The following is a 21,706-nucleotide window of genomic DNA, read 5'->3' as shown; positions in this document are numbered from 1 at the left end:
CGAGGCCCCTCCCCGCGGCGGCGGAGAGGGGCCTGGACGTGGCGGGGTGCGGGTCGTCAGCCGCGGTGTCGACCGCCGGTGGTGCCGGCGCCCCCCGGCCGTCCGACCGGCGGCGGGGTCGAGGTCGGGGCCGCGGCACCGACCGCCTGCACCGCCTGCCCGGCGTCGTCGTCGGCGGTCGGGTCACCGGCGGTCTGCTCGGCGGCCTGCCGGGCCTGGATGCCGGACTTGTCCGACAGCGCCAGCTGCGGCAGGAACAGGAAGACGAAGAACCCCAGGACGACCACGCAGGCGGCGATGAGGAACACCAGGTCGATCGTGTTCGAGAAGCCGACCTCGAACGGCTCCACCAGCAGCGGCTCGGCCCCGATCGCGCTCGTGTCGTCCAGGGCGGTGCCGAAGTCGAACCGTGCGGCGGCGGCACCGACCTCGGGGTTGCGTGCGGCCGCCTCGGCGACCGCGTTGCCGATGTCGGTGGGCAGCCGGGTGAACATGACCGACAGGAACGCCGCGGTGCCGATGGTGCCGCCCATCTGCCGGAAGAAGGTCACCGACGAGGTGGCCACGCCCATCTCCCGCGGGGAGACCGCGTTCTGGACGGCGAGGATGACCGGCTGGAAGTTGAACCCCAGGCCCACGCCGAGCACGACCATGAACGGCACCAGCGTCCAGACCGAGGTGTCCGCCTCGACGACGAGGGACATGCCGACCAGGCCCGCCGTCATCAGCGCGATGCCGATGAGGGGGAAGGCCTTGTACCTCCCGGTCCTCGAGATCGCGATGCCGGAGCTCATCGCCCCGGCCATGATCCCGGCGACCAGGGGGATCATCTGCAGCCCGGCGACCGTCGCGCTGGAGCCGTGCACGATCTGCAGGTACTGGGGGAGCAGCAGCAGGCCGCCGAACATGCCGGCACCCATGACCACGCTGCCGACGGCGCTGACGGTGAAGCTGCGGTTGCCGAACATGCGCAGGGGCAGGAGTGCCTCGTCCTTGTAGGCCCGCTCGGCGAGCACGAACAGGACGAAGCCGACCGCACCGACGGCGTAGCAGGTCAGTGACCGGCCCGAGCCCCAGCCCCAGAGGCGGCCCTGCTCGGCCACGATCAGCAGTGGGACCAGGAAGGTGACCAGTGCCAGCGCGCCGGGCCAGTCGATGCGGTGGTCGCGGCGCTCGTGCGGCAGGTGCAGGACGCGGTAGACCGCGACGAAGGCGAGCAGGCCCAGCGGCACGTTGATGAAGAAGATCCAGCGCCAGCCGGTGATCGCCAGCAGCGAGGACTGCCCGGCGAAGAAACCGCCGATGACCGGGCCGAGCACGCTGGAGGTACCGAAGACGGCCATGAAGTAGCCCTGGTACCGGGACCGCTCGCGCGGCGGCACGATGTCGCCGATGATCGCCAGGGCCAGCGACATCAGGCCGCCCGCGCCGATGCCCTGGACCGCCCGGAAGGCGGCGAGCTGGTACATCGTGTCGGCGAGGCCGCACAGGACCGAGCCGACGACGAAGACGCCGATGGCGAACAGGTAGAACGGCCGGCGCCCGTAGATGTCGGAGAGCTTCCCGTACAGCGGGGTGGCGATGGTCGAGGTGATGAGGAAGGCCGTGGTGGCCCACGCCTGCAGGTCGTAGCCCTGGAGGTCGTCGGCGATCGTGCGGATGGCGGTGGAGACCACCGTCTGGTCGAGGGCGGCCAGGAACATGGCGACCATCAGGCCGACCAGGATCGTCACGATCTGCCGGTGGCTGAAGGCGCCGTCGGAGTCCGGGGCGGCGGTCGCCGCGCGGGCGCTGCGCCGCTCGGCCGCGCCGGCTCGGGTGCTGTGCGTCATGGGTTCTCTCTCGGGGACGGCGCGGTGGGGGACTCGGCGGGGAGGGACGAGGCCAGGTCGTCCAGCAGGCGGCCGAGGAGCGTGGTCAGCGTCGCGAGGTCGGCCGCGGACCAGTCGGCGGTGACCCGGGCGAGGACGGCCTCGCGCTCGCTGCGCACCTGCTCCAGGGCGGCCCGTCCGGCCTCGGAGACGACCAGCCGGCTGGCCCGGCCGTCGGTCTCGTCGGGGACCCGCTGGACCAGCCCCTGCTCGATGAGGGTGGCGACGTGCCGGCTGACCGTGGAGGGGTCGGCGTGCACCAGGTCGGCCAGCGCGCCCTGGCGGAGCGGGCCGAGGCGGACGAGCGGGAACAGGAGCACGAGCGCGGCGCGGTCACGGGCCTCGGTGGTGTGGGCGCTCTTCAGCGCGTGGACCAGGCGCATGAACCGGGGGAGCTGCTCACCCAGGGTCCGGACCTCGGCCGCGCGGTCGGCGGCCGCGGTCGGCTCGGTGGAGGTGGGGGGCACGGGGGTCTCCGGGGGCCGGACGACGGAACAGGTGCACGGTACAAGAGGTTGCTCGTTGCAAGCAACGAGTTGTGCGGCGCATGCAAGTGAGGCGGGCCACGTCCGCGGCGCCCGGCCCGGTGGGATCCTGGACGGGGTACCCGCCGGTGGGCGCGCCACCCGCGCCGTCGTCCACCGTGCCCCCCCGGCCGTCGTCCGGGAACCGTCTGCCGTCCATCCGAGGAGGACCCGTGGCCACCCCGCCCGACGACCTGCGGACGCGGCTGGCCGGGCTCACCCTGGAGGACGAGCACCGGCTGGGCCGCCGTCTCGACGGCACCCGCCGTACCCGGGACGCCGAGGCCCGGGCCCGCCAGCGGGCTGCCATCGCCGCCGACGTCACCGCCGCCGAGGAGCGCATCGCCCGCCGCCGGGCCGCCGTCCCGCCGGTCACCTACCCGGCGGAGCTGCCGGTCAGCGCCCGCCGCGACGACATCGCCGCGGCCCTGCGCGACTCCCAGGTGGTCGTCGTCGCGGGGGAGACCGGCTCGGGCAAGACGACCCAGCTGCCCAAGATCGCCCTCGAGCTGGGCCGGGGGGTGCGCGGGCGGATCGGGCACACCCAGCCGCGCCGGATCGCCGCCCGCACCGTCGCCGAGCGGATCGCCGAGGAGCTGGACCGACCGCTGGGCGACGTCGTCGGCTGGAAGGTGCGCTTCACCGACCAGGTCGGCGACACGACGCTGGTCAAGGTCATGACCGACGGCGTCCTGCTCGCCGAGATCGGCCGGGACCGGCTGCTGCGCCAGTACGACACGCTGATCATCGACGAGGCGCACGAGCGCAGCCTCAACATCGACTTCCTGCTCGGCTACCTGGCCCGGCTGCTGCCGCAACGGCCGGACCTCAAGCTGGTCATCACCTCGGCGACGATCGACGTCGAGCGGATCGCCGAGCACTTCGGCGTGGACGGCGCCGAGGTGCCGGTCGTGGAGGTCAGCGGGCGCACCTACCCGGTGGAGGTCCGCTACCGGCCGGTGGTCGACCCGGACGCCCCTGAGGGCGACCCGGCCGCCGACCCCGACCGCGACCAGGTCACCGCGGTCGCCGACGCCGTGGACGAGCTGGTCGCCGAGGGCCCCGGCGACGTGCTGGTGTTCCTCGCCGGCGAGCGGGAGATCCGCGACACCGCCGACGTCCTGGCCGAGCGCTTCCCGTCGGTCGAGGTCGTGCCGCTCTACTCCCGGCTGTCCGCCGCCGACCAGCACCGGGTCTTCGCCCCGCACACCGGACGGCGGGTCGTGCTGGCCACCAACGTCGCGGAGACGTCGCTGACGGTGCCCGGCATCCGCTACGTCGTGGACACCGGCGTCGCCCGCATCTCCCGGTACAGCTCGCGGCTGAAGGTGCAGCGGCTGCCGATCGAGCCGATCAGCCAGGCGTCGGCGCGGCAGCGCTCGGGCCGCTGCGGGCGCACCTCCGAGGGCATCGCGATCCGGCTGTACACGGAGGAGGACTTCGAGAGCCGGCCCGAGTACACCGACCCGGAGATCCTGCGCACCAGCCTGGCCTCGGTGCTGCTGCAGATGGCCGCGCTCGACCTGGGCGACGTCGCCGACTTCCCGTTCATCGACCCGCCCGACCGGCGCGCCGTCGCCGACGGGCTGGCCCTGCTCGAGGAGCTCGGCGCCCTGGACGGGGGCGGGAGGCTGACCCCGACCGGGCGCGCCCTGGCCGCGCTGCCGCTGGACCCGCGGATGGCCCGCATGGTCGTCGAGGCCGACCGGCGGGGCGTGCTGGAGGAGGTCCTCGTCATCGCCGCCGGGCTGACCATCCAGGACCCCCGCGAGCGGCCCAGCGAGCACCAGCAGGCCGCCGACCAGATGCACGCCCGGTTCGCCGACGAGAACTCCGACTTCCTCGCGCTGCTGAACCTGTGGCGGTACCTCGGCGAGCAGCAGGAGGCGCTCTCCGGCAGTCAGTTCCGCCGGACGATCAAGCGCGAGTTCCTGCACTACCTGCGCATCCGCGAGTGGCAGGACCTCTACGGCCAGCTGCGCAGCACCGCCCGCCGCCTGGGCATGCAGACCGGCGAGCCGGCCGCCGAGCCCGACGAGCGCGGCATCCACACCGCGCTGCTGGCCGGGCTGCTGTCCCACGTCGGCGTCCAGGTCGAGGACACGAGACGCAAGGACGGCGACCGGCGGCGCGGCGGCCGCGAGTACCTCGGCGCCCGCAACGCCCGGTTCGTCCTCGCGCCCGGCACCCCGCTGGCCAGGAAGCCGCCGCGCTGGGTGGTCGCCGCCGAGCTGGTGGAGACCAGCCGGCTGTTCGCCCGCACCGTCGCCCGCATCGACCCCGAGGTCGTCGAGCGGCTGGCCGACCACCTGGTCAAGCGCCAGTACTCCGAGCCCCGCTGGGACGCCAAGCGCGGATCGGTCGTGGCCACCGAGCGGGTCACCCTCTACGGCATCCCGTTGGTCGTCGGCCGCCGCGTGCAGTACGGCTCCATCGACCCCGTGGTCTCCCGCGAGCTGTTCATCCGGCACGCCCTGGTGCAGGGCGAGTGGACCACCCACCACCGCTTCTGGCACGACAACCAGAAGGCGATGCAGCGGGTCGCCGAGCTGGAGGAGCGGGCCCGCCGCCGCGACATCCGGGTGGACGACGAGACGCTGTTCGAGCTCTACGACGCCCGCATCCCCGCCGAGGTCGTCTCCACCCGGCACTTCGACCGGTGGTGGAAGACCGCCCGCCGTGAGCACCCGGACCTGCTCGGCTTCACCCCGGAGATGCTCACCAACGCCGCGGCCGCCGGGCAGGTGCGGGTCGAGGACTTCCCGGACGAGGTGCCGCTCACCCAGGGGCTCACCCTGCCGCTGTCCTACGCGTTCGCGCCGGGCACCCCGCAGGACGGCGTCACCGTCGACGTCCCCCTGGCCGTCCTGGACACCGTCGCCGAGCGGACGGCGGGGGAGTCGCTGGCCTTCACGGTGCCCGGGCTGCGCGAGGAGCTGGTCACCGCGCTGCTGCGCACCCTGCCCAAGCAGTTCCGGCGCGCGCTGGTCCCGATCCCCGACCGCGTCCGCGAGGTGCTGCCGCACATCGCGCCCACCGAGCCGCTGCTGCCGGCGCTGGAGCGCGAGCTGCGCCGGTCGGCGGCTGTCACGGTCCCGCCGGACGCCTGGGCGCCGGAGCAGGTACCCGACCACCTGCGGGCCACCTTCCGCGTCGTCGACGACCGGCACCGGCCCGTGGCCACGGGCAAGGACCTGCAGGCGCTGCGCCGCGAGGTCGCGCCGCAGAGCCGGGCCAGCCTGGCCGCCGCGGCGTCGGACGTCGAGCGCACCGGGCTGACCTCCTGGTCGTTCGGCACCCTGCCGCGCACCGTCGACGTCCGCCGCGGCGGGCACGTGGTCACCGCCTTCCCGGCGCTGGTCGACGAGGGCGCCACCGTGGGCATCCGGGTGGTGGCCACCGAGGTGGAGGCCACCCGGCTGACCTGGCGCGGCGCCCGGCGGCTGCTGGTCCTGGTGGCCGGCTCACCGGCACGGCAGGTGGTCAAGGGGCTGTCCCCGCGCACGCGCCTGGCGCTGCAGTTCAACCCCGACGGCGAGATCCCCGCGCTCGTCGACGACTGCGTCGACGCCGCCGCCGACGAGCTGATCGCCGCGGCGGGTGGGCCGCCGCGGGACGAGGCCGCCTTCACCGCCCTCGCGGAGACCGCGCGGGGGCAGCTGCTGCCCCTCACCCGCGACACGGTCGGCCGGGTCGAGGCGGTGCTCACCCAGGCCCGCGAGGTCGCGGTGGCGATCGGCGCGGCGCCGGGGCGGCGGGTGCCCGAGGCGGCGGTCGCCGACCTGCGCCGGCAGATGGGTGGGCTGCTGCACCGCGGGTTCGTCGCCGCGACCGGCCGCCGCCGGCTGCCCGACGTCGTCCGCTACCTCCGGGCGATGGCGCACCGGCTGGAGAAGCTGCCGGCCAACGCCGTCCGCGACGAGCTGTGGACGGCGCAGGTCGCCGCGGTCACCGCCGAGTACGAGCAGCTGCGCCGCCAGGTGCCGGCCACCGGGGCGCCGGACGACCCCGTGACGAGGGTGCGCTGGATGATCGAGGAGCTGCGGGTCGGCCTGTTCGCGGAGAGCATCGGGACGCCGCGGGCGATCTCCGAACAGCGGGTCTACAAGGCGATCGACCAGCTGACCGCCTGAGGCCGGGCGCATCCGCGGACGAGCCCGCGGGGCGTCAGGCCCGGGCGCGCACGGCCTCCGCGCGGTCCCGCAGCAGGGCGGAGATGCGTTGGCGGGTCACCCCGAAGAGGGTGGCGATCCGGTTGATGCTGACCTGCTCCGACTGGAGGGCGTGCGCCTGCTCGCGCCGCCAGGCCCCGCCGGCGGTGGCCAGGGAGGCCATCACGCTGCTGATCTGCTCGACCACCAGGGGGCGTCGTTCCTCGGTGACGATGTCCAGCCAGGCCCGCCCGGCGCGCCGCTCGGCGAGCAGCTGCTCGGCCCGCGCCCGCGCGCGGGTGAGCTCCACGAGGCACGTGTCGAGCACGTCGAGCAGGTCGGCCAGCGCCTGGGCGGCGACGTCCGGCGCTCCGGTGGTCTGCTGCTCGACGTCCACGACGTCCCCCTCCCGCCACCGCAGCCGCTCTGCGTGGCCCAATCATGTTGCACGCTACTCGATTGAACGCAGGTTGCACGCAAGGGCGGTGACGCGCAACGCCGATGGCGTGCAAGGGTCGTTGCGCAGCGTCACTCCTCATGCTTGTGTTGCGCGCAACCTGATCGTGCTCGACGGACATGGTCCGGTCGCGCGCCCCCGAGGAGGCCGGATGTCCACGTTCAGCGCCGTCATCGACCTGACGCCCGCGCCGCGCAGCGTGCGGGTCGCCCGCAGCCTGGTGCAGGTCCTGCTGGACGCGTGGGGGGCCCGCCACGACCCGCAGGACGCCGCGCTGCTGACCACCGAGGTCGTGACCAACGTCGTCGACCACGTCGGCGGGGACGCGTCGTTCACCCTGGAGGTCACCCTGTCCGACCAGTGGCTGCGGATCGCGGTGGTCGACGGCTCGGCGGTGCAACCCCTCGTGCGCGAGCTCGACGTGGCCGGCGCCCGCGGGCGGGGGATGCGCATGGTGGCCGGCATCGCCGACCGCTGGGGTGTCGAGCCGGAGCGCGGGGGCAAACGGGTGTGGTTCGAGTTGGCCCCGGCGCGGTCCTGACCGCCCGACGGGGTTTGTCGGCGTCGGCCTGCGGGGAGCCTGCAGGTGACCGCACGAGCCAGGAGGAGATGCGATGAGCGAGCCGACCGGCCGCACCGAGAGCGCCGGCGAGGGCCTGTCCGACGAGGAGATGGTCCGCACCGTCGCCGAGCAGACCGACAGCGCCTCCGAGCACGCCGACGTGGCGGGCAAGGACTGGGACGGCGACCCGTCCTCGGCGCCGGACCCCAACAGCTGAGCCGGGGCGGGGGTGAGCTCCCCCGTCGGTACGCGGGTGCGGCGGACACGTCCGTCCGCCGTGCCCGGGCCGGCCCGCACGGTCGCCCGCTGGGCGGTGCGGCACGGCATGCCCGCCGCCTACCTGACCCGCGCCGTCCGCCGTGGCGACCTCGTGGCGCGGCTGCTGCGTGACCCGGCGCTGCGCGCCGAGCCGTACGCGCTCCACGAGCAGCTGCGCGTCCGCGGCCCGTGGGTGCCCAGCGCCCTCGGGCCGGTCACCACCTCGCACGCCGCCGCCTCGGCGCTGCTGCGCTCGGACCGCTTCGGTGTCGGGTTCGACTGGTCGCTCGCGCCCCGCCCGGTGCGCTGGGCCCTGGCCGTGGGCGACGACCCGGCGGCCACCGGCGTCGCCGAGCCGCCCTCGATGCTGGTCGTGGACCCACCCGACCACACCCGCTACCGCCGGCTGGTCAGCCGCGCGTTCACCCCGCGCGCGACGGCGGCGGCCGAGCCCCTCGTCCGGCGGATCGCCGACGAGCTCCTCGACCGGATGGAGGCCCCGGCCGCCCGCGGCGAGACCGTCGACCTCGTCGCCGCCTACGCCGCCCCGCTGCCGGTGCTGGTCATCGCCGACCTGCTGGGTGTGCCCACCGACCGGCAGGAGGACTTCCTGTACTGGGGCGCGGCCGCGGCGGCCACGCTCGACCCCGGCCTGCCGTTCCGCCGCTTCGTCGCCGCCGACCGCGCCCTGCGTGCGCTGCACGCCTTCCTGGCCGGGCACTTCGCCCGGCTGCGCCGGGAGCCCGGCGAGGACCTCGTCAGCCAGCTCGTGGCGGCCGCCGACGGCGGTGCCCTCACCGACCGGGAGCTGCACGCCACCGTGATGCTGCTGCTCGGAGCGGGCTTCGAGACGACGGTGAACCTCCTCGGCAACGCCGTCGTCCTCCTCGACGCCCACCGCGACCAGCGGGAGGCGCTGCTGGCCGACCCCACGGGCTGGCCGAACGCGGTGGAGGAGGTGCTGCGCCACGACAGCCCCGTGCAGATCACCGGCCGGATGGTCCGCGCCGACACCACCGTGGCGGGCACGGAGCTGCGGGCCGGCACCCGGGTCGTCGTCCTGCTGGGCGCGGCCAACCGGGACCCCGAGGTGTTCGCCGATCCCGGCCGCTTCGACGTGACCCGGCCCGACGTCCGGGAGCACCTCGCGTTCTCCGCCGGCATCCACTACTGCGTGGGAGCCGGGCTGGCGCGGCTGGAGGGCGCGGTGGCGCTGCAGGCGCTCACCGAGCGCTTCCCCGGCCTCCGGGTGGCCGGCCGGCCGGTCCGCCGGGACCTGCAGACGCTGCGCGGCTTCGAGCACCTCCCGGTGACCCTGCGCTGACCCCGGGCGGTGTGCGGGCGGCCGACCACGCGCGGGATGCCGCCTGTACCCGGCGTCGGTGGTTCCGCAGGACGGGAGGGGGTTGGCGGGACGGGGCCCGGCCGGAGATAGTGACCGCGATCTCTCGCCCGACGGAAAGTGAGCGCATGAGCATCCTCGGTACCCGCGTGGTCCGCACGGAGGACCCGCTGTTCCTCACGCGTGGTGCGACCTACACCGACGACCTGGTCGACGACCGGCTCACCGGTGCGCTGCACGCCACCTTCGTCCGTTCGCAGGTCGCCCACGGCCGGGTGCTTTCGGTCGACGCCTCGGCCGCCCGCGAGGCGCCCGGGGTCGTCGCCGTGTACACGGCCGAGGACTGCGCGGACCTCGCCCCGATGCCCGCCGGCCTGCCGATGGTGCCGCCTGCCATGCAGCGGCCGTGGCTGGCCACCGACAAGGTCCGGTTCGTCGGCGACATCGTCGCCGTCGTCCTGACCGAGGACCGCTACCAGGGCGAGGACGCCGCGGAGCTGGTCTCGGTCGACATCGACCCCCTCCCGGCCGTCGTCTCCACCGCCGACGCGGCGAAGGACGAGGTGCTGCTGTTCGAAGAGGCCGGGACCAACGTCGTGGCCGAGTTCGGCGGTCCGCCGCCGGAGGACTTCTTCGCCGGTTGCGAGGTCGTCGTCCGGCAGGCCGTCAAGAACCAGCGCGTGGCCCCCGTGCCGCTGGAGACCCGCGCCGCCGCCGCGGCCTGGGGCGAGGACGGCCGGGTGACGATCTGGTGCACGAACCAGGGCGCCCAGCAGGCCAAGGGCGAGATCGCCGGCTGGCTCGGCCTGGACCCGGCGCAGGTCCACCTCATCACCCCGGACGTCGGCGGCGGGTTCGGCGCGAAGATCGGCGCCGACCCCGAGTACGCGTTCATGGCCTGGCTGGCCCGGAAGGCGGGCCGGCCGGTCCGCTGGACCGAGAACCGCTCGGAGAACCTGGTCGGCATGCTGCAGGGCCGCGGGCAGGACCAGGTGGTCACCATCGGCGGCCGCCGTGACGGCACCGTCGAGGCCTACGCCATCCACGTCGACCAGGAGGCCGGCGGCTACCCGCGGATCGGCGTCGTCCTCCCGACGCTGACCATGCTGATGGCCTCGGCGACGTACGCCTTCCCGAAGGTGCACGCGTCGGCGCGGGTGCTGGTCAACAACGCCACCTCCATCGGCGCCTACCGCGGCGCCGGCCGCCCGGAGGCGACCGCCGCCGTCGAGCGGGCCATGGACATGTTCGCCGCCGAGATCGGGATGGACCCGGCCGACGTGCGCCGCAAGAACCTCGTCCCGCCCTTCCACGAGCCGCACACCACGCCGTCGGGCGCGACCTACGACTCCGGCGAGTACGTCGCGGCGCTGGAGAAGGCCCTGGAGGCCGCGGGCTACACCGAGCTGCGCGCCGAGCAGGCCCGCCGCCGGGAGAGCGGGGACGTGCGGCAGCTGGGCATCGGCCTGTCGACCTACGTCGAGATCACCGGCGCCGACACCGGTCTGGGTGCGGCCGAGTCCGCCGAGCTCGAGGTGCACGCCGACGGGACGGCGACGGTGCTCACCGGCACCTCGCCGCACGGTCAGGGCCACGCCACCGCCTGGGCGATGCTCGCCAGCGACCAGCTGGGCATCCCGGTCGAGAAGATCACCGTCCTGCACGGTGACACCGACCGGATCCCCCGCGGCGGCGGCACCATGGGCTCGCGCAGCCTCCAGCAGGGTGGCGCGGCGGTCCACCAGGCCGCCACGGAGCTCGTCGAGCTGGCCAAGCAGCGGGCCGCCGAGCAGCTGGAGGCCGACCCGGCCGACCTCGAGGTGGACCTCGGCTCGGCCGGGCTGAGCGTCCGTGGCACCCCCGGCTCCGGGATCACCTTCGCCCAGCTCGCCGAGAGGGAGCCGCTGGTCGTCCAGACCCGCTTCGAGGCCGCGGCGCCGACCTTCCCGTTCGGCGCGCACGTCGCCGTCGTGGAGGTCGACACCGAGTCGGGCAAGGCGGAGCTGCAGCGGCTGGTGGCCGTCGACGACGCCGGCATCATCGTCAACCCGCTGCTCGCCGAGGGACAGCGGCACGGTGGCTTCGCCCAGGGCGTCGCGCAGGCGCTGCTGGAGGAGGTCCTGTACGACGCCGACGGCAACCCGCAGACGTCGACGCTGGCCGACTACCCGTTCGTCTCGGCCACCGAGCTGCCGAGCTTCGAGCTGGTCGACATGGCCACGCCCACGCCGATCAACCCCCTCGGCGCGAAGGGCATCGGCGAGGCGGGCACCATCGGCTCGACCCCAGCCGTCCACAACGCCGTCATCGACGCCGTCGCGCACCTCGGCGTCCGGCACATCGACATGCCCACCACGCCGATGAAGGTGTGGCGGGCCATCCAGCAGGCTCAGCAGGAGGGCACGAACTGATGAAGGTCTCGATGACCGTCAACGGTCAGCAGCGCACCGACGAGGTGGAGCCGCGTCTGCTGCTGGCGCACTACCTGCGCGAGACGTGTGGGCTCAAGGCCACGAACATCGGCTGCGACACGACCTCGTGCGGTGCGTGCACCGTCGTCGTCGACGGCCTGACCGTGAAGTCGTGCACCGTCCTGGCGGCCCAGGCCGAGGGGGCGCAGGTGACCACGCTGGAGGGGCTGGCCGGTCCGGACGGCGAGCTGCACCCGATGCAGAAGGCGTTCCGCGAGGAGCACGGCCTGCAGTGCGGGTTCTGCACCCCCGGCATGGTGATGGCCGCGATCGGCATCCTGGCCGACAACCCCGACCCCAGCGACCGGGAGGTCCGGGAGGGGCTGGAGGGCAACCTCTGCCGCTGCACGGGCTACCACAACATCGTCCGGGCGGTGCAGGCCGCCGCCGAGGCCGGCCCCGCCGCCGGTCAGGTGCCGCAGTCGCAGGAGGTGGCCCGATGATCCCCGGGCCGTTCGAGTTCGTCCGGCCCGGCTCGGTCGACGAGGCGATCGCCGCGCTCGTCGAGCACGGGGACGACGCGAAGATCATCGCGGGCGGGCACTCGCTGCTGCCGCTGATGAAGTTGCGGCTGGCCATGCCGGCCGTGCTGATCGACATCAGCCGCATCCCGGAGCTGTCCTACGTCCGGGTCGAGGGTGACCGGGTCGCGATCGGCGCCGGCACGCGACACCACGAGCTGGAGAAGAGCGAGGTCGCCCGCGCCGAGGTGCCGATCCTGCCGTACACCGCCAGCCAGGTCGGTGACCCGCAGGTCCGTCACCGCGGCACCATCGGCGGCACGGTCGCGCACAGCGACCCGGCCTCCGACCTGCCCACGGCGTTGCTGGCCCTGGGGGGCGAGGCGGTCGTGCAGGGGCCGAACGGACGCCGCAGCATCCCGCTGACCGAGTTCTGGCTGGGCTTCTTCGAGACCGCCCTGGCCGAGGACGAGATCATCGTCGAGATCCGCGTGCCGCGCACCGGTTCGGCCGGCTGGGCCTACGAGAAGTTCACCCGCCGCGCCAACGACTGGCCGATCGTCGCCGCCGCCGCGGTGGACGGCCGGGTCGCGCTGGCCAACATGGCCGGCTCGGTCGTGCGGGCCACCGCCACCGAGGAGGCCCTGGCCCGCGGTGCGTCCATCGAGGAGGCCGCGGCGCTGGCCGACGAGGGCACCAGCCCCGGGGCCGACATGCACGCCGACCAGGAGTACCGCCGGCACCTGGCCCGGCTGCTCACCCGCCGGGCGCTGGAGAAGGCGTCCGGGGGAGCGGCAGCCGCCGCCTGACGCCGGCCGGACGGAGGGCAGGGACGGCCGTCTCCGCCCTCCGTCCGGACAGCACGCACCGAGGCCCGGTCCCGCGGAGGGGCCGGGCCCCGGTCGTGCCAGGGGTGGTTCAGCCGGCGGGGGTGAGCATCCCGGCGCCGACGGTGGCGTTGGTGGCCTCGTCGACCAGGATGAACCGGCCGGTCGCCCGGTTGCGGGTGTAGTCGTCGACGAACAGCGGCTGGGTGGCCCGCAGGCGCACCCGGCCGATGTCGTTGAGCCCCAGCTCGGTCGCCTCGGTGTCGCGGTGCAGCGTGTTCACGTCCAGCCGGTAGGCGAGGTCCTTGACCATGGCGCGCACCGTGCGGGTGGTGTGCTTGACCGCGATCCGCTGGCGGGGACGCAGCGGCTCGTCGGCCATCCAGCACACCAGCGCGTCGAGGTCCTGGGTCGCGGTCGGCGAGTTCTCCGGCCGGCAGATGAGGTCCCCGCGGGAGACGTCGAGGTCGTCGTCCAGCCGGACGGTCACCGACATCGGGGGGAACGCCTCGTCCACCGGGCCGCGCGGGCCGTCGATGCCGGCGATCGTCGTCGTCAGGCCGCTGGGCAGCACCTGCACCTCGTCCCCCGGGCGCAGGACGCCGCTGGCCACGGTGCCCGCGTAGCCGCGGTAGTCGTGGAAGGCGTCGGACTGCGGGCGGATCACGTACTGCACCGGGAACCGGGCGTCGGTGAGGTTGCGGTCGCTGGCGACGTGCACGTGCTCGAGGTGGTGGAGCAGCGTCGCGCCCTCGTACCACGGTGTGTTCGGCGAGTGCGTGACGACGTTGTCGCCGTGCAGCGCCGAGATCGGGATGACCGTGAGGTCGGGGACGGCGAGCTTCGCGGCGAACGCGCTGAACTCGTCGCGGATCCCCTCGAAGACCTCCTCCGACCAGTCGACGAGGTCCATCTTGTTGACCGCCACCACCAGGTGCGGCACCCGGAGCAGCGAGGCGAGGAACGCGTGCCGGCGGCTCTGCTCGACCATGCCCTTGCGGGCGTCGACGAGCACGATCGCGAGGTCGGCGGTGGAGGCGCCGGTGACCATGTTCCGCGTGTACTGCACGTGCCCGGGGGTGTCGGCCAGGATGAACGTGCGGCGCGGGGTGGCGAAGTACCGGTAGGCGACGTCGATGGTGATGCCCTGCTCGCGCTCGGCGCGCAGGCCGTCGGTGAGCAGCGCCAGGTCGACGAAGTCGCCCTTGCTGGCGCGGGCGACGGCCTCGTACTGGTCCTCGAAGATCGCCTTGCTGTCGTAGAGCAGCCGGCCGATCAGCGTGCTCTTGCCGTCGTCCACCGAGCCGGCGGTCGCGATCCGCAGGATGTCCTTGCGCGCGGTGGCCAGCTCGACGGCGTGCTCGGCGACGGGCGAGTGCACGTCGACGGGGTGGACGCCGGGCTGGGCGGCGGTGGTCGCGCCGTCGGCGCCGAGCGGGATGTCGTGGGTGTCTGCGGTCGAGGCCATCAGAAGTAGCCCTCCTTCTTCCGGTCCTCCATGGCGGCGTCGCTGACCTTGTCGTCGCCGCGGGTCGCGCCACGCTCGGTCATCCGGGTCACCGCGATCTCGGCGATGACCTCCTCGACGGTGGTCGCCTCCGAGCGGACGGCGGCGGTCAGGTTGGCGTCGCCCACGGTGCGGTAGCGGACCATGGCCCGGAACGGCTGCTCGCCGTCCTTGGGGCGGATGAACTCGTTGACGGCGTAGAGCATCCCCTGCCGCTCGACGACCTCGCGCTCCTGGGCCAGGTACAGCGGCGGGATCGCCACCTGCTCGCGGAGGATGTACTGCCAGATGTCCAGCTCGGTCCAGTTCGACAGGGGGAACACCCGGATCGACTCACCCAGGTGGATCCGGCCGTTGTAGAGGTCCCAGAGCTCGGGGCGCTGGTTCTTCGGGTCCCACTGGCCGAACTCGTCGCGGAAGGAGAACACCCGCTCCTTGGCGCGCGCCTTGTCCTCGTCGCGGCGGGCGCCGCCGAACAGCGCGGTGAAGCCGTGCTCCTCGACGGCGTCGAGCAGGACCGGCGTCTGGATCCGGTTCCGCGAGCCGTTGGGCTCCTCCTTGACCAGGCCCTTGGCGATCGCGTCGGGCACCGAGGCGACGATGAGCTCGACGCCGAGCTCGGCGACCCGCTTGTCGCGGAACTCCAGCACGTCGGGGAAGTTCAGGCCGGTGTCGACGTGCATGACCGGGAACGGGATGCGGGCCGGCGCGAACGCCTTGCGGGCCAGCTCCAGCATCACGATCGAGTCCTTGCCGCCGGAGAAGAGCAGCACCGGCCGCTCCAGCTCGGCGGCCACCTCACGGATCACGTGGATGGACTCGGCCTCCAGCGTCTCCAGCTGGGAGAGCCGGTAGTCGGGTGTGCTCACGTGCCAGTGCTCCGGTCGTTCGGGGACAGGGCTCGAACCAGCACCAACCGCACCGGTCCGGGGGAGATTCCCCGTCCAGTGTCCGCCATGGCCCTGCGGCTCCGGCTGTGACCCCGGACTCACCCGTCGCCGGCGACGGCCGCCAGCAGCGGGCCGGCCACGTCCGGACGGCACACCACGAGGTCGGGCAGGGAGGGGTCGGCGCCGTTGTAGCGCAGCGGCGAGCCGTCGAGCCGGACGGCGGTCAGCCCGGCGGCGAGCGCGACGGCGACCGGGGCGGCGGAGTCCCACTGGTACATCCCGCCCGCGTGCACGTAGGCGTCGACCTCCCCGCGGACGACGGCGGTCACCTTGTACCCGGCCGAGCCCATCGGCACCAGCTCGGCGTCCAGGGCGGCCGCGGCGGTGGCCGCGGCCGCGGGCGGGCGGGTGCGGCTCACCGCGATGCGCAGCCGCCCGCCGCCGGACGCCGGCACGACCGGGGCCGGGTCGGTCACCAGGACCTCCCCGAGCGCGGGCAGGGCCACGGCGGCCGCCGTCAGGTCGCCGCCGTCCCACAGCGCCACGTGCACGGCCCAGTCCGGCCGGTCCTCGCCGTACTCGCGGGTGCCGTCGAGCGGGTCGACGATCCACACCCGGTCCGCGGTGAGGCGGGCGGGGTCGTCGACCGCCTCCTCGCTGAACACGGCGTCCCCCGGACGGCGGGCGGCCAGCAGACCGCTGATCGCCGCCTGCGCCGCGGCGTCCCCGGCGTCGCCGAGGGCCCGGCCGGTGCGCTGTCCGTCGGCACGCAGCTGCAGCAGCGCGGCGGCGGCCGCGCCCGCGGCCTCCGCGGCGACCTCGACGTCGGTCACGACCGGTCCGCCAGCGCGGTGGCGTCGGTGGGCCGGCCGGGCGGGGCGTGCCGGCCCGAGGCGTCGGTGATGGCCCCGAAGTAGGCGGCGTGCAGCTCCTCGCGCGGCATGACGAAGACCCCGTGCGCGGCCATGAGCACGCGGTCGGGCGCCTCGGCCGTCGCGATGGTGCCGTCGACCACGCACTTGCGGCCGGCCGCGTCGGTGACGGCGGCCTGCAGGCGCAGCGGGGTGGACAGCGGTACGGGACCCCGGTAGTCCAGCTCCAGGCGGACCGTCATCCCCCACAGGCCCGCGGCGATGGCCGCCGAGCCGAGCAGTTGGTCCATGAGCAGGCTGCTCACCCCGCCGTGCACGTACCCGGGCGGCCCCTCGTAGGCCATCCCCAGGGTGGCGTCGGCGACGACGCCGTCCCGGGTCCTGCGGATGGACAGCGGCGGCGCGAGGGCGCTGCCCACGCCGCTCACCGGGTTGTAGACCCGGCGGAACACCAGCGGGTCGTCCAGGGCGGGCAGCTGCGTCGGCGGGCGCCGACCGGCGGCCAGCCGGGCGGTGGCCGCCCGTGCCTCGGCCGCGGTGGCGCGCAGTTCACCGGCGGGCACGGTGGTGCGCACCGAGGCGTCGACGAGCTCCCGCAGGGCGCTGCCCAGCTCGCTCACCGCGGCCATCAGGTCCGGGTCGTAGGGTCGCCCGCCGTCGTCGGAGTCCACGGACGGACCGTAACCGTCGCGCTCCGGCGGTCAGGCCCCCGCCCCGTCGCCGGCGGCCGGGCCGTCGGCGACGTCGTGCGGGGCGCCCGCTCCGTTCCCGACGGCGGGACCCGAGCGGGGCAGCCGGACGGTGAACACCGCCCCCCTGCCGGGAGCGGTGTCCAGGTGCACCGACCCGCCGTGCGCGGAGACCAGCGCGGAGACGATCGCCAGGCCGAGCCCGGTGCCGCCCTGGGTGCGGGTCCGGGAGGCGTCCGCGCGGTAGAAGCGCTCGAAGACGCGGTCGGCGTCCTCCGGGGCCATCCCCGGCCCCTCGTCGGCGACCCGGAGGACGACGACCCCGCCGTCCTCGCCGTCCCCGGTCACGTCCCCGGCGGCCGGCTCGTCGGAGATGCCGACCGTGACCGCGGCCGTGGGCGGGGTGTGCACCAGGGCGTTGGTCACCAGGTTTCCCACGACCTGGCGCAGCCGTGCCTCGTCACCCAGCACCACCGGCAGCTCGCTGAGCGAGTCGTCCAGGTGCAGGGTGATCGGCCGGTCCGGCTGGACGGCGCGGGCGTCGTGGACCGCATCGCCGGCCAGCTCGCCCAGGTCGACCGGGGTGATCGTCAGGGGGCGCTGCTGGTCCAGGCGCGCGAGCTGCAGGAGGTCCTCGACGAGGACACCCATGCGGGCCCCCTCGGACTCGATCCGCTGCATGAGCCGCGCGGTCTCCTCCGGGTCGCGGACGGCGCCCTGCCGGTAGAGCTCGGCGAAGCCGCGGATGGAGGTCAGCGGCGTGCGCAGCTCGTGGCTGGCGTCGGCGACGAAGCGGCGCATCCGGCTCTCGGAGGCGCGGGCCTGCTCCTCGGAGGACTGCTGGGCGCGGAAGGCGCTCTCGATGCGGCCGAGCATCCCGTTGAGCGCGGTGGTCAGCCTGCCGACCTCGGTGCGCTCGTCGCCCTCCGGCACCCGCTGGGAGAGGTCGCCGGCGGCGATCGCCCGCGCGGTGCGCTCCACCTCGGCCAGCGGCCGCAGGCTGTTGCGGACGACGACGTACCCGGTGACCCCGAGGAACACGAGCACGATCAGCCCGACGATGAGCTCGATCCGCACGAGCTGGCCGATCACCCGCTCGTCGCGCTCGAGGTCGGTCCCGACGACGACGGTGTAGCCCCCGGAGATGACGTCGCTGGTCATCCGCCAGGTGCTGCCGTCGCGGGCGCGCAGGGTCATCGCGCGGCCGTCGCCCTCGAGCAGTTCCCCGGCCCGTCCCACGTCGATGCGCGGCAGGCTCCCGGCGGGGTGCGCCGGGAAGAAGACCACCGTCACGTCGTCCGCGCCCGGAGCCAGGCAGGCCACGTAGTAGTTGCCGGGGTAGGGGCGGTCGAGTCCGGCCGCGCAGGCCTCCCGGAACCCGCTGGTGCGGTCGAAGCCGCGCACGGCGGCCTCGAGCTGCTCGTCCTGCTGCCCCTCCAGGTAGCCGCGCAGCAGTGACGTGGCGGCGAGCCCGGTGGCGGCCAGCGCCACCGTCACCAGGGCGACGAGCAGGGCCACCAGCGTGATCCGCAGCGGGACGCGCGGACCCGTGCGCGCCCGGGGAGGTCCGCTCACGTCGTCACCGGTCGGCCGCCGCGACGCGCTCGGTCCCTGACCGGCCGGCGCTGGCCGCTCACGTCCCGCGCGGGAGGCGCAGCGTGTAGCCGACGCCGCGGATGGTGTGCAGCAGGCGCGGCTCGGTGGTGTCGACCTTGCGGCGCAGGTAGGAGATGTAGGACTCCACGACGTTGGCCTCGCCGTTGAAGTCGTAGTTCCACACGTGGTCGAGGATCTGGGCCTTCGACAGCACCCGCCCGGCATTGGCCATCAGGTAGCGCAGCAGCTTGAACTCCGTCGGCGACAGGCTCACCACCTGGCCGGCCTTGACGACCTCGTGCGACTCCTCGTCGAGCTCGATGTCGGCGAAGGACAGCCGCGGGGACTCGGCAGGGCGCTGCGGTCCGGTGCTGCGGCGCAGCACCGCCCGGATGCGGGCCAGCACCTCGTCGAGGCTGAACGGCTTGGTCACGTAGTCGTCCCCGCCGAGGGTGAGCCCCGAGACCTTGTCCTCGGCGGCGTCGCGGGCGGTGAGGAAGAGGACCGGCGTGTGCCGGCCGCTCTCGCGCAGCCGGCGGACGACGCCGAAGCCGTCCAGCCCGGGCATCATCACGTCGAGCACCAGCAGGTCGGGGCGGAACGTCGCGGCCATCGCCAGGGCCTGCTGGCCGTCGGCGGCGGTGGCCACCTCGAAGCCGGCGTAGCGGAGGCTGGCCGAGAGCAGTTCGCGGATGTTGGGCTCGTCGTCCACCACGAGGAGGCGGGCCTCCGGTACCGAGCTCCTGCCGGTGCCGCTCACAGCACCTCCCGTCGAACGTGCAGCCGTCGTCATGGTCCCGAGCATGCGACCGGGGGCTGGACCACCCCTGGACACCACCTGTGAGGAGTCTGGACGACGGGTCAGGCCGAGGGGGACATCGCGCGGCCGCGTCGCCAGTAGCCGATCGCGTGGTGCTGGGCCCGCCCGAGACCCCAGCGGCCGCGCAGGTCCGCCCGGATGGTGCGGACGGCCGCGGACTCGGCGGCCACCCACGCGAAGACGTCGTCCCCCTCGGGCCGGTCGATCCCGGCGACCGCGTCGGCCAGCAGGGTGCTCTGCCCCGGTGGGGTGCCCTCCCGGTGCAGCCAGCGCACCTCGACGCCGTCCGGCGCGGGCAGTGGCTGCTCCTCCGCGGCCCCGGCGACCTCGACCAACGCCACGCCGCGCATGTCCGGCGCGGCGGCGGCGAGGATCCGGCTGATCGCGGGCAGGGCCGTCTCGTCCCCGGCCAGCAGCAGCCAGCCGGCGCTGCGCACGCCCAGCGGACCGCCGCCGGCGACGGCGATCGGCGCGCCCGGCGCGGCTGCCGCCGCCCACGCGGCGGCGGGGCCGTCGCCGTGCAGCACGAAGTCGACCTCCACCTCGCCACGGTCGGGCTCCTGCCGGCGGGCGGTGTAGCTGCGCAGGTGCACCCCGTGCGAGCCCTCCGGCCAGACGATGCGGCCGTCACGGGCCACCGCCGGCCAGCGCGGCGCCGGGTCCCCGACCCGGGGGACCAGCAGGGAGATCGTCGGCCCGGCGGCCGCCACCGCCGCCGGGGTGCCCGACAGCAGCACCCGGCGCATCGACGGCGTCACGTCCCTGACCGAGACCACGGTGAGGACGTCGACCGGGCGGGTGGCGTCGGGAGCGGTCACGGACAGCCAGCCTAAACGGGCCGACCCGGCCGACCCCGGGGGAATGGAGTCGACCGGGCCGGCGATCGAGGACGAGACCACGTCACCGTGGGTCACTGCGACACAGCGCCCAGCAGGGGCGTTGTCGTAGCGCTTCCCGTCGACAGCAACGCTACGTGACCTGAGACCGTTGGGTAGAGCCCCGACGGGTGATGCGGCGTTCCGAACGGGTGATGTGTGTCCCGGCCGCCCCGGGGGCAGGGGCAGGGGGACAGCGTCCGAGGGCCAGGAGGCCACAGATGGCAGACGAGTTCAGCAAGGGCGATCACGTCACGTGGAACAGCCACGGCAGCAAGGCCGAGGGCACCGTCACACGCAAGATCACCGAGGAGACGGAGGCCTCCGGCCGGAAGGTCAAGGCCAGCCCGGACGAGCCGCAGTACGAGGTGGAGAGCGACAAGAGCGGCAAGACGGCGGTGCACAAGCCCGGCGCCCTGCACGAGAAGTGACGAGATCAGGAGGACGACCGTGAGCGAGACCGGAGACCAGTTCGCCGGCGTGTCGGCACGCAGCACCAAGCACAACCCCCGGCTCGACGAGGAGATGGAGCACGAGATCCAGGGCATGCTCAAGGGCGAGCACGCCACCCGTTCCCATGAGTGGCGCGAGGTCGAGCCGACCGCCGAGGGCGACCCGGACCTGACGGCTGACCCGGCCGGCACGCTCGTGGGCGGCACGCCGGTCGGCATGGACGCCGATGCGGTCATCGCCCGGGCCGAACTGGCGCGCTGGCTGGACCGCGCCGACTTCCCCAGCACCGGCCCCGACCTCGTCGAGGCCGCGCTGGACCACCGCGCTCCCGACGCGGTCGTCGACGAACTGCGCCGGCTGCCCGACGGCGAGACCTACGAGCGCATCGGCGACGTCGTCCGGGCGCTCGGCTACCCCACCGAGACCTGAGCGGTCGCGGTCAGGAGCCGGCGCGCTCCGGCTCCTGGCCGCCGTCCGCAGCCGTGCGCTCCTCGTCCTCGGCGATCTCCTCCGCACCCCGCCGGCGGAACAGCCGCGAGCCGGGGAACCCCTTCACCACGTGGCGCAGGTCCTGCATCGTGTCGAGCAGGTCGTGCACGTCCGTGGCGACGTTGCCCATCGACGCGACGACGGGCAACACGTCCTCGTCCAGGTGCGTCATCAGCTGAGGCAACCGGTCGATGAAGGTGATGACCGCGTCCACCTCGTCCGGTTCCACGCTCGCGGCCAGCCGGCGGACCGCGGGGGCCAGAGCCAGCAACGGCTCCTCGAAGACGTCGACCAGCGGGTCCACCCGGCCCAGCAGGTCCTCCGCCGCGCCGACCACCCCCTCGGCACGGGCGGTCGTGCCGCCCACGGCGGCGATGGCTTCGTCGGCCTTGCGTTGGGTGTGTCCGACGGCGGTGATGGCCCCGTCGGCCTTGCGTTGGGTGTGTCCGACGGCGGTGATGGCCTCGTCGGCCTTGCGTTGGGTGTGTCCGACGGCGGTGATGGCTTCGTCGGCCTTGCGTTGGGTGTGTCCGACGGCGGTGATGGCTTCGTCGGCCTTGCGTTGGGTGTGTCCGACGGCGGTGATGGCTT

At 74.3% G+C, this 21,706-nt stretch carries 20 protein-coding genes; 9 read left to right on the top strand and 11 right to left on the bottom strand.

Annotation, left to right across the window (positions count from 1 at the left end; all coding sequences use genetic code 11):
* Positions 1-56 precede the first annotated feature (56 nt).
* Both ACI78V_RS20285 and ACI78V_RS20280 read right to left on the bottom strand, forming a co-directional pair.
* Positions 57-1,832 (bottom strand): MDR family MFS transporter, encoded by a 1,776-nt coding sequence (locus tag ACI78V_RS20285; RefSeq protein ID WP_456854026.1) that lies wholly within the window; start codon positions 1,830-1,832, stop codon positions 57-59.
* Positions 1,829-2,338, bottom strand: a complete 510-nt coding sequence (locus tag ACI78V_RS20280; RefSeq protein ID WP_456854024.1) for a MarR family winged helix-turn-helix transcriptional regulator — start codon at positions 2,336-2,338, stop codon at positions 1,829-1,831. Before ACI78V_RS20280 ends, ACI78V_RS20285 begins: the two co-directional genes overlap by 4 nt.
* 230 nt (positions 2,339-2,568) lie before the next feature.
* On the opposite strand from ACI78V_RS20280, the gene hrpA reads away from it, so the two are divergent.
* Positions 2,569-6,528: an ATP-dependent RNA helicase HrpA gene (hrpA, locus tag ACI78V_RS20275; RefSeq protein WP_456854022.1), complete on the top strand. Its 3,960-nt coding sequence runs from the start codon at positions 2,569-2,571 to the stop codon at positions 6,526-6,528.
* Between the two features lie 34 nt (positions 6,529-6,562).
* On the opposite strand, the gene ACI78V_RS20270 is transcribed toward hrpA, so the two are convergent.
* The gene (locus ACI78V_RS20270) at positions 6,563-6,985 is read right to left on the bottom strand and encodes a hypothetical protein (protein WP_456854020.1); all 423 of its coding nucleotides are present in this window, start codon (positions 6,983-6,985) and stop codon (positions 6,563-6,565) included.
* Between the two features lie 169 nt (positions 6,986-7,154).
* On the opposite strand from ACI78V_RS20270, the gene ACI78V_RS20265 reads away from it, so the two are divergent.
* The 6 genes from ACI78V_RS20265 to ACI78V_RS20240 all read left to right on the top strand — a co-directional run bounded on the left by ACI78V_RS20265 (position 7,155) and on the right by ACI78V_RS20240 (position 12,906).
* Positions 7,155-7,544, top strand: coding sequence for an ATP-binding protein (locus tag ACI78V_RS20265; protein ID WP_456854018.1), 390 nt, complete (start codon positions 7,155-7,157; stop codon positions 7,542-7,544).
* 73 nt (positions 7,545-7,617) lie between these two features.
* Entirely contained in the window at positions 7,618-7,782 is a 165-nt protein-coding gene (locus tag ACI78V_RS20260) for a hypothetical protein (protein WP_456854016.1), read from the top strand.
* 60 nt (positions 7,783-7,842) lie between these two features.
* Positions 7,843-9,147 (top strand): cytochrome P450, encoded by a 1,305-nt coding sequence (locus ACI78V_RS20255; RefSeq protein ID WP_456854014.1) that lies wholly within the window; start codon positions 7,843-7,845, stop codon positions 9,145-9,147.
* Positions 9,148-9,293: 146 nt separating this feature from the next.
* Positions 9,294-11,576: a xanthine dehydrogenase family protein molybdopterin-binding subunit gene (locus tag ACI78V_RS20250; RefSeq protein ID WP_456854012.1), complete on the top strand. Its 2,283-nt coding sequence runs from the start codon at positions 9,294-9,296 to the stop codon at positions 11,574-11,576.
* The gene (locus ACI78V_RS20245; protein WP_456854010.1) at positions 11,576-12,079 is read left to right on the top strand and encodes a (2Fe-2S)-binding protein; all 504 of its coding nucleotides are present in this window, start codon (positions 11,576-11,578) and stop codon (positions 12,077-12,079) included. The genes ACI78V_RS20250 and ACI78V_RS20245 overlap by 1 nt, the downstream gene beginning before the upstream one ends.
* Positions 12,076-12,906, top strand: coding sequence for an FAD binding domain-containing protein (locus tag ACI78V_RS20240; RefSeq protein WP_456854008.1), 831 nt, complete (start codon positions 12,076-12,078; stop codon positions 12,904-12,906). Before ACI78V_RS20245 ends, ACI78V_RS20240 begins: the two co-directional genes overlap by 4 nt.
* A 109-nt stretch (positions 12,907-13,015) precedes the next feature.
* Here ACI78V_RS20240 and ACI78V_RS20235 read toward each other — a convergent pair whose 3' ends face one another.
* From ACI78V_RS20235 to ACI78V_RS20205, 7 genes are all read right to left on the bottom strand, one after another.
* Positions 13,016-14,392 (bottom strand): sulfate adenylyltransferase subunit 1, encoded by a 1,377-nt coding sequence (locus tag ACI78V_RS20235; RefSeq protein WP_456854006.1) that lies wholly within the window; start codon positions 14,390-14,392, stop codon positions 13,016-13,018.
* Entirely contained in the window at positions 14,392-15,300 is a 909-nt protein-coding gene (cysD, locus tag ACI78V_RS20230; RefSeq protein WP_456854004.1) for a sulfate adenylyltransferase subunit CysD, read from the bottom strand. Before cysD ends, ACI78V_RS20235 begins: the two co-directional genes overlap by 1 nt.
* A 119-nt stretch (positions 15,301-15,419) precedes the next feature.
* On the bottom strand, positions 15,420-16,154 hold the full coding sequence (locus tag ACI78V_RS20225) for an inositol monophosphatase family protein (protein ID WP_456854003.1): 735 nt from the start codon (positions 16,152-16,154) through the stop codon (positions 15,420-15,422).
* On the bottom strand, positions 16,151-16,864 hold the full coding sequence (locus ACI78V_RS20220) for a PaaI family thioesterase (protein ID WP_456854001.1): 714 nt from the start codon (positions 16,862-16,864) through the stop codon (positions 16,151-16,153). Before ACI78V_RS20220 ends, ACI78V_RS20225 begins: the two co-directional genes overlap by 4 nt.
* Positions 16,865-16,894: 30 nt before the next feature.
* Positions 16,895-18,457, bottom strand: a complete 1,563-nt coding sequence (locus ACI78V_RS20215) for a sensor histidine kinase (protein ID WP_456853999.1) — start codon at positions 18,455-18,457, stop codon at positions 16,895-16,897.
* A 58-nt stretch (positions 18,458-18,515) separates the two neighbouring features.
* The gene (locus ACI78V_RS20210; RefSeq protein ID WP_456853997.1) at positions 18,516-19,238 is read right to left on the bottom strand and encodes a response regulator transcription factor; all 723 of its coding nucleotides are present in this window, start codon (positions 19,236-19,238) and stop codon (positions 18,516-18,518) included.
* Between the two features lie 101 nt (positions 19,239-19,339).
* On the bottom strand, positions 19,340-20,116 hold the full coding sequence (locus tag ACI78V_RS20205) for a siderophore-interacting protein (RefSeq protein ID WP_456853995.1): 777 nt from the start codon (positions 20,114-20,116) through the stop codon (positions 19,340-19,342).
* 278 nt (positions 20,117-20,394) lie between these two features.
* On the opposite strand from ACI78V_RS20205, the gene ACI78V_RS20200 reads away from it, so the two are divergent.
* Together ACI78V_RS20200 and ACI78V_RS20195 are read left to right on the top strand one after the other, a co-directional pair.
* Complete coding sequence (locus ACI78V_RS20200) at positions 20,395-20,604, top strand: DUF2945 domain-containing protein (RefSeq protein ID WP_456853993.1); 210 nt, start codon at positions 20,395-20,397, stop codon at positions 20,602-20,604.
* A 19-nt stretch (positions 20,605-20,623) separates the two neighbouring features.
* The gene (locus tag ACI78V_RS20195) at positions 20,624-21,055 is read left to right on the top strand and encodes a DUF2795 domain-containing protein (RefSeq protein WP_456853991.1); all 432 of its coding nucleotides are present in this window, start codon (positions 20,624-20,626) and stop codon (positions 21,053-21,055) included.
* 10 nt (positions 21,056-21,065) lie between these two features.
* Here the strand turns inward: ACI78V_RS20195 and ACI78V_RS20190 are convergent.
* The coding region (locus ACI78V_RS20190; protein ID WP_456853989.1) for a hypothetical protein at positions 21,066-21,706 on the bottom strand (641 nt) is incomplete at its 5' end.

It is taken from the genome of Geodermatophilus sp. SYSU D00742 (genome assembly GCF_054049935.1).
This window is presented reverse-complemented; position numbering and strand designations above follow the sequence as displayed.

Coding starts and splice junctions, on each gene's coding strand:
- ACI78V_RS20285 (WP_456854026.1), bottom strand. CDS start 1,832: ATGACGCACAGCACCCGAGCCGGCGCGGCCGAGCGGCGCAGCGCCCGC.
- ACI78V_RS20265 (WP_456854018.1), top strand. CDS start 7,155: ATGTCCACGTTCAGCGCCGTCATCGACCTGACGCCCGCGCCGCGCAGC.
- ACI78V_RS20260 (WP_456854016.1), top strand. CDS start 7,618: ATGAGCGAGCCGACCGGCCGCACCGAGAGCGCCGGCGAGGGCCTGTCC.
- ACI78V_RS20250 (WP_456854012.1), top strand. CDS start 9,294: ATGAGCATCCTCGGTACCCGCGTGGTCCGCACGGAGGACCCGCTGTTC.
- ACI78V_RS20245 (WP_456854010.1), top strand. CDS start 11,576: ATGAAGGTCTCGATGACCGTCAACGGTCAGCAGCGCACCGACGAGGTG.
- ACI78V_RS20240 (WP_456854008.1), top strand. CDS start 12,076: ATGATCCCCGGGCCGTTCGAGTTCGTCCGGCCCGGCTCGGTCGACGAG.
- ACI78V_RS20235 (WP_456854006.1), bottom strand. CDS start 14,392: ATGGCCTCGACCGCAGACACCCACGACATCCCGCTCGGCGCCGACGGC.
- ACI78V_RS20200 (WP_456853993.1), top strand. CDS start 20,395: ATGGCAGACGAGTTCAGCAAGGGCGATCACGTCACGTGGAACAGCCAC.